Origin of the sequence: Paratractidigestivibacter sp. (assembly GCF_052362415.1) — a bacterium.
Taxonomy (GTDB): domain Bacteria; phylum Actinomycetota; class Coriobacteriia; order Coriobacteriales; family Atopobiaceae; genus Paratractidigestivibacter.
This window is the reverse complement of the sequence record NZ_DAWEMK010000002.1, coordinates 50,234-54,635: the sequence shown is the minus strand read 5'-3', so window position 1 is coordinate 54,635 and position 4,402 is coordinate 50,234. Positions and strand designations below refer to the sequence as shown.

3 protein-coding genes are annotated in these 4,402 nt (G+C 66.9%); all 3 read left to right on the top strand.

Annotated features, from left to right (window positions below):
• Nucleotides 1-80: 80 nt before the first annotated feature.
• Nucleotides 81-767 (top strand): spermidine synthase, encoded by a 687-nt coding sequence (locus ACT84W_RS00610; protein WP_417576202.1) that lies wholly within the window; start codon nt 81-83, stop codon nt 765-767.
• A gap of 226 nt (nt 768-993) precedes the next feature.
• A complete protein-coding gene (gene htpG / locus ACT84W_RS00605; RefSeq protein ID WP_417576203.1) occupies nt 994-3,021 on the top strand; it encodes a molecular chaperone HtpG in 2,028 nt (675 codons plus the stop codon).
• A 403-nt stretch (nt 3,022-3,424) separates the two neighbouring features.
• Nucleotides 3,425-4,402, top strand: a 978-nt coding sequence (locus ACT84W_RS00600; RefSeq protein WP_444327866.1) for a SixA phosphatase family protein, incomplete at its 3' end; no start/stop codon positions are given.

Below are 4,402 nucleotides of genomic sequence, written 5' to 3'. Positions count from 1 at the left end.
ATTGCCTCCTTTTTTCGCGCGGGATATGGTAGCAGAGTCGCTTGGCGACAAGTGCATGCGGGGCGAATCGAGGAGGCGCCGTGTTCGGGAAGCTCGACCTTCATATCGCGCGCGCCGGGCTCTCGCCGGTGCTCGTCTATACCGTGCGCGGGCCCCAAGGCGAGCCGGTGCGGGTGCTCTCGTCGGGCGGCGTCTTCCAGTCGGCGACGTATCTGGGTGAGCGCCGGATGGAGCCTGTCTTCGAGTATTACCGCGCGTTCGGGCGGGTGCTCGACGGCATCGCTGCGCCGGCCCCGCGCGTGCTCGTCGTGGGCGGGGGAGGGTTCGCCGTCCCTAAGCTCGCGCGGGCGTCGCGGCCCGAGACGACGATCGAAGTCGTCGAGATCGACCCCAAGGTCATCGATGCCGCGCGCCGCTGGTTCTATGCCGACGAGGCCGCCTCGCGCGTCCACTGCGCCGACGGGCTCGACTTCGTGCGTGGCGCAGCCCTGCGCGGCGTCGAGTACGACCTTATCGCGCTCGACGCCTTCTCGGGCGCAGATCCGGTGGCGTCGCTCGCAGGCCCCGAGGCCGTCGACGCCTACGCACGGCTGCTCGCCCCCGGCGGCGCCGTCGCCGCCAACGTAGTCACCCCGGGCGGCGACGCGACCTTCCTGCGCGACTTCCAGGATGCCCTCGAGGCCCGATTCCCCCGCGTCGAGCTCGTGTGCTGCCCCGACGACGATTGGGCCGCCGACGACAACTACCTCCTCATCGCCCGCGCCTGACCTGCGGGGCTTCGGCGGGTCGAGCGAACGATCCGCCGCGATGGCCGCCGGCCGTCTCGCCGGGCGCCTTAGGCGCCCCCTCGGCTCCCTGCTCGGATCCTCTTTACGCCCTTCTCAAAAAATCTAAGCGTGATGAACTAAGGTTTTCTGAGCGCGCACGAATATCCGCCGTCGCAGCAGGGTAGAGTGACCTTTGTTGAACACATACGACGAAGGGACGTCAACCATGCGCAAGTTCAAGACCGAGAGCAAAAAGCTCCTCGACCTCATGATCAACTCCATCTACACGAACCGCGAGATCTTCCTCCGCGAGCTCATCTCCAACGCCTCGGACGCCATCGACAAGCTCTACCTCAAGAGCCTGACCGACGCCTCCGCCCAGGTCGACCAGGAGAACCTCGCCATCACGCTCTCGTTCGACAAGGACGCCCGCACGCTCACCGTCTCGGACAACGGCATCGGCATGACCGCCGACGAGCTCGAGAAGAACCTCGGCACCATCGCCCACTCCGGCTCTGAGGAGTTCAAGGAGGCCAATGCCGACAAGCAGGGCGACGCCGTGGACATCATCGGCCGCTTCGGCGTCGGGTTCTACTCCGCCTTCATGGTCGCCAAGGAGGTCAGCGTCGTCACGCGCGCCTTCGGCTCCGACGAGTGCCTGCGCTGGACCTCCGACGGCATCGAGGGCTACACCATCGAGCCCGTCGCCGCCGACGACCCCGCCTACCGCGAGACCTGCGGCTCCGACGTCATCCTCACCCTCAAGGACAACACCGACGACGCCAGCTACGACGAGTACCTCTCGGAGTACACGCTCAAGGACCTCGTCACGCGCTACAGCAACTACGTGCGCTACCCCGTCAAGATGATGGTCACCAAGTCCCGCCAGAAGGAGAAGCCCGCCGACGCCGGCGACGACTACAAGCCCGAGTGGGAGGACTACCAGGAGCTCGACACCCTGAACTCCATGACCCCGATCTGGAAGAAGCACGCCTCCGACGTCAAGCCCGAGGAGTACAACGAGTTCTATAAGTCTACCTTCCACGACTGGGAGGACCCCGCCCGCACCTTCACCCTGCACGCCGAGGGCGCCCTCGAGTACGACGCGCTCCTCTTTATCCCCGGCAAGGCGCCGTTCGACCTGTATAGCCGCGACTACGAGAAGGGCCTCGAGCTCTACAGCTCCAACGTCCTGATCATGGAGAAGTGCGCCGACCTGCTGCCCGACTACTACAACTTCGTGCGCGGCGTCGTCGACTCCGCCGACGTCACGCTGAACATCTCGCGCGAGACCCTGCAGCAGAACCGCCAGCTCCAGGCCATGGAGCGCCGCATCGAGAAGAAGATCACCTCCGAGCTCGAGTCCATGCGCGACACCGACCGCGAGGCGTACGAGAAGTTCTTCGGCAACTTCGGCCGCGGCCTCAAGTACGGCATCTACTCCAGCTACGGCATGAAGAAGGACGAGCTCGCCGGGCTTCTGCTCTTCTGGAGCGCGAAGAACGAGAAGTACGTCACCCTGCAGGAGTACGCCGAGGCCATGCCCGAGGGCCAGAAGGCCGTCTACTACGCCGCCGGCGACGACCGCGACCGCCTCGCAAAGATGCCCGTGGTCAAGTCCGTGCTCGCCAAGGGCTACGACGTGCTGCTGTGCACCGAGGACGTCGACGAGTTCTGCTTCCAGGCCATGCGCGACTTCACGGCCAAGGGCCTGCCCAAGGTCTACGCCGACGATGCCGCCCGCGAGGCCGCCGAGAAGGCCCAGGCCGACGGCGCCGAGGCCGAGACCGAGGACCGCTCGCTCGAGCTGAAGAACGTCAGCTCCGGCGACCTCGACCTCGCGTCCGACGAGGAGAAGAAGGCCGCCGACGAGGCCGCGAAGGCCAACGAGGGCCTGTTCGGCGCCATGAAGGACGCGCTCGGCGACGCCGTGGCCAAGGTCACCGTCTCGGCTCACCTGACGTCCGCCGACGACGCGCCGTCCAGCGTCTCGGCCGAGGGGCCTGTCTCGCTCGAGATGGAGCAGGTGCTCTCTGCCGGCCCCGACGCCGCGCAGGCGCCCAAGGCCACCCGCGTGCTCGAGATCAATGCCGCGCACCCCGTGTTCGCCAAGCTCCAGGCCGCCGAGGAGGCGGGCGATAAGGACAAGCTCGCCCTGTACACCTCGCTGCTCTACGACCAGGCGCTCCTCACCGAGGGCCTGCCCGTCGCCGACCCGGTCGCGTTCGCGCAGAACGTCTGCAAGCTGATGTAGCCTGCGGCTCTGCGATCGTCCGCCGCCCCTCCCTTCGTTCGCCGCTCGGCGCTCGCGCTGCGCGCTCGCTCGCTCGCTGCGCGACTCGCGCGAACGAAGGGGAGGGCGGCTTCGTCTTTCGGAGCTGATCGGCGGGGTCGTGGGCAGCCTTCTCTTCTTCGCAGAAGAGAAGGCTGCCCTTTCTTATAGAAGCCTTCTCTTCGCGAATGAGCGTAAAGAGAAGGCTTCTCTCTTAAAGAGCAGTCTGCTCAATCCCGCAAAAGAGAAGGCTGCTCGTGTTAGTCCCGTGCCCGCCCTCCGAGCGAGCTACCGTCCACCCGAACGCTCGGGGGAGAGAAGCCCGCCGCGCCGCCGCATTGCTATCGTTAAAGGCTGCGTAGCTACCGACGTTTGGGGGAACGGCATGGTCAAGACACTGGTGCTCGTGCGTCACGGAAAGACCGAGGACGCAAGCCCGACGGGCGACGACATCGACCGCAAGCTCACATCGGCGGGGATCCGCGCGCTCGAGGTCGCGTATCCCCGGACGTTCGCGCTGCTCGGCGAGGACCCCGAGGTCGCCGTCTGGTGCAGCCCCGCCGTGCGCGCGCTGCAAACGGCGGGCGTGGTTGCCGAGGCGGTCGATTCCTGCGGCATCGATGTGCGCCAGTCGCTCTACGACCAGGACCTCGATGCCTTCCTCTCGGAGCTCGCGAAGGCCGACCCTGATGCCGATACGCTCGCCGTCGTCGGCCACGTCCCCTTCATGGACGCGCTGCTCAAGCACCTGACCGGCGTCGATCTCAAGTTCAACAAGGGCGGCGTCGCCGCGATCTCGCTGCCCGACGGCCCTGCGGCCGCGGGCTCGCTGCTCTGGTACGTCGCCGGCCCCGACGCGGTGTCCTGGGACGCGATGGCCGAGGTCGACGACCAGGTCGAGCTCATGTCCGCCGAGCTCGCCGACGCCTGCGACGCGTTCCTCGCCGACCCCGCCGGCGTCGAGGCGCTCCGCGTGTTCCGCATCCGCCTTCGCCGGCTGCGTTCACTTATCCAGTTCCTCTCGCCCTGGCAGTCAAAGAAGCAGTGCCACCGCACCTCCGACGACCTGCGCGCGCTGCTCGACGCGACGTCGCCGCTGCGCGAGATCGACATCCTCTCCGACGTCGTCGACGCGCTCGTGGAATCCGGCGAGCTCGGCGAGAACTGCCTTCTGCCCGTGGCCTGTGCCAAGGAGCGCCAGCTCGAGCTTGAGGGCGTGATCGCCCTCATGCGCAAGCGCCACGTCAAGCGCCGCCTGCACAACATCGCCGACGACTGCCCGAGCATCAAGTGGAAGAGCCGCGTGCTCGCCTCCGGGCTCAACGCCGAGGATTTCCAGAAGCACTTCGACGAGGAGCTCGCG